This is a genomic window from Paracoccus sp. SSK6 (assembly GCF_039770665.1).
Classification (GTDB): domain Bacteria; phylum Pseudomonadota; class Alphaproteobacteria; order Rhodobacterales; family Rhodobacteraceae; genus Paracoccus.
This window is the reverse complement of record NZ_JBDPNJ010000069.1, coordinates 1-2,514: the sequence shown is the minus strand read 5'-3', so window position 1 is coordinate 2,514 and position 2,514 is coordinate 1. Positions and strand designations below refer to the sequence as shown.

General features: G+C 64.4%; 3 protein-coding genes and 1 pseudogene. All 4 read right to left on the bottom strand.

Annotation, left to right across the window (positions count from 1 at the left end; genetic code table 11):
* A partial coding sequence (locus AAIL68_RS17305; protein WP_347141030.1) for a hypothetical protein occupies positions 1 to 203 on the bottom strand: 203 nt, incomplete at its 3' end.
* Positions 200 to 1,813 (bottom strand): IS66 family transposase, encoded by a 1,614-nt coding sequence (locus AAIL68_RS17300; RefSeq protein WP_347141029.1) that lies wholly within the window; start codon positions 1,811 to 1,813, stop codon positions 200 to 202. The genes AAIL68_RS17305 and AAIL68_RS17300, both read right to left, overlap by 4 nt.
* Positions 1,814 to 1,873: 60 nt before the next feature.
* A complete protein-coding gene (gene tnpB / locus AAIL68_RS17295; RefSeq protein WP_347141028.1) occupies positions 1,874 to 2,224 on the bottom strand; it encodes an IS66 family insertion sequence element accessory protein TnpB in 351 nt (116 codons plus the stop codon).
* A pseudogene (locus tag AAIL68_RS17290) lies at positions 2,221 to 2,514 on the bottom strand (IS66 family insertion sequence element accessory protein TnpB); the annotation flags it as partial. The gene tnpB and the pseudogene AAIL68_RS17290, both read right to left, overlap by 4 nt.

Genomic DNA, 2,514 nt, shown 5'->3' with positions numbered 1-2,514 from the left:
TCCGCCAGAAGCTCCTGAAGGGACTCGATGCCTCGTTCGGTGAAGGTGACGAGGCTTTCGTCGGTGCCATCGTAGACACGGATCATCTCGCCGTAGTCGATGTTGTCGTCGTTCCAACTGACGATTTCGATCAGCTCGAGGCTTTCCCCGATCCGCCTCGCGACCTCATCGATGCTGTAGACCTGCGTGACCCGCGCCATCATGCAGCTTCCGTTGATAGCCGGACAGGTTGGGACCATTCCCACGGCAGCAACTCATGCAGGCGCGAGACCGGCATGTCGGAGATGCGGGCGATGACGTCGGCAAGCCAAGCCTGCGGGTCGATGTCATTCAGCTTTGCGGTGCCGATCAGGGAATACATGAAGGCGGCGCGATGCCCGCCGCGCTCGGACCCTGCGAAGAGCCAAGCCTTCCTGCCGAGGGCCACGCCGCGGAGCGATCTTTCTGCCGCATTGTTGGTCAGGCAGACGCGGCCGTCGTCGAGGAACCGGGTGAAGCCCGGCCAATGGTTCGGCGCCAGCAGGTAGTCGATCGCCTTGGCTACCTTGGCGTGCTTGGACAGGAGTGCGCGTTCGCCGCGCAGCCAACGCTCCAGATCCTCGACCAACGGGGCCGATAGGCGCTGCCGGGCCTCCAGTCGATCCGCCGGATCAGCCCCGTTGATCTCGCGCTCGATGTCGAACAGGGCGTCGATACGCCGGACGGCATCGAATGCGATAGGCGAGATCTCCTTGGCGTCCTTGCCCTTGCGGATATTCCCTTCCACGTCAGCCAGCTCGAAGAACTTGCGGCGGGCGTGTGACCAACACAGGGCCGATGCAACAGGCCCTAGCAATCGCTTCGGGTCGTAAAGCTGGTTGTATCCGGCATAGGCGTCAGCTTGCAGGATGCCCTGCCAGCCCGCGAGATGCCCGGTCGGATGTTCACCGCTGCGGTCGCGGGAGAAGCGGAAGGCCACTGCCGGCGGGGCGGTGCCGCCAAAAGGTCGATCATCACGGACATAGGTCCAGAGCCGGGCCGTCTTCGTGCCGCCCCGGGCCAGCAGCGGGACCGTCGTATCATCGCCATGTAACCGCTCTGCGGCCATGATATGGGCTTCGATCAGTGCATGCAGCGGCTCCAGCAACTCGGTCACCGCGCCCACCTGGTCGGCGAGCGTGGAGAGGCTGAGTTCCACGCCCTCGCGGGCATAGCGTTCGGCTTGGCGGTTCAGCGGTTGGTGCTGTCCGAACTTCTCGAACAGGATCATGGCCAGGAGGCTTGGCCCCCCCCATCCCCGCGGAACCGGGTGGAATGGAGCGGGCGGCTGCGAGATCTTCTCGCAATTCCGGCAGGTGAACTTCTCGCGGACGGTCTGGATCACCTTCCACTGCCGCGGCACCACCTCCAGCGTCTCGGTGATATCCTCTCCCATCTTCTTGATCCGGTCCGACCCGCAGCAGGCGCAGGCCGTCGGCGCCTCGACCACCACCCGTTCGCGCGGCAGATGCTCGGGGAACGCCTTGCGGACGGGCTTGCGCCGGTCGAAAGCACGGACCTTCGTCGCCTTCTCTGCGGCCTGCTCGGCGCGAATGGCATCCTCGGCCGCGGCTGTTTCCAGCTCCTCGAGCTGCAACTCAAGCTGATCGAGCAGCCGGGCGGTGCGCTCGGCGCTGCGGCCATACTTCTCGCGCTTGAGCATCGCGATCTCGAACTTCAGTCCCGCAATCAGCGCCTCTGATGCCGACACCACGGCATTCGAGCGGGCCAGTTCGGCCCTCGTGGCCGCCAGCTCAGCGCGCAGCATCTCAAGTTCGGAGGTGGCATCTGACATGGCTGAGATCTACCATGCAGGATTGGGTAAGCCCATGTAAAACAGAACTCTGAAGGAGATTTACTCCGCCTTTGCAGGGCGCTGCGTCCAACGCGGATTACGCCAGTCGATCCCTTCCAGGAGATAGCCCATCTGGGCCGCAGAAATCTGGACCGTCTCGCCTGAGCCGCTGACCGGCCAGATGAACTTGCCCGCCTCCAAGCGCTTCATATAGAGCGACACACCGACGCCATCATGCCAAAGCAGCTTCACAAGATCGCCACGGCGTCCCCGGAAGCAAAATATCTCCCCGGCATAGGGATCACGCCCGAGGCCTTGCTGCACCTGCAAGGCCAGCGTGTTCATGCCCTTCCGCATGTCCGTCACGCCGCCTGCAATCCACACCTTTGCGCCGGCCGGAAATGCGATCATGCCCGTTCCACCACCTGGATGAGCCGCGCAAGGGTCGACGTCTCGGTCGATGCGGCGGTCACGAGGCGGCGTCCGTTCGGCAGGATGATCTCCACCCGGCCATGGCCCATCCCATCCGCCCGACACTGCGCATCGGTGGCTGCTGGCTCGGCGGTGACTTCCGGCGTCACGGCAACCGCTGCGAAATGCGCCCGGTCTGCATTGCCGATCAGAAGGCCCTCACGGGCCAGGCGACGCCACCGTGTGAGAAGCGAACGAGAGATCTCGTGGCGTCGTGCCGTTGCCGCGGC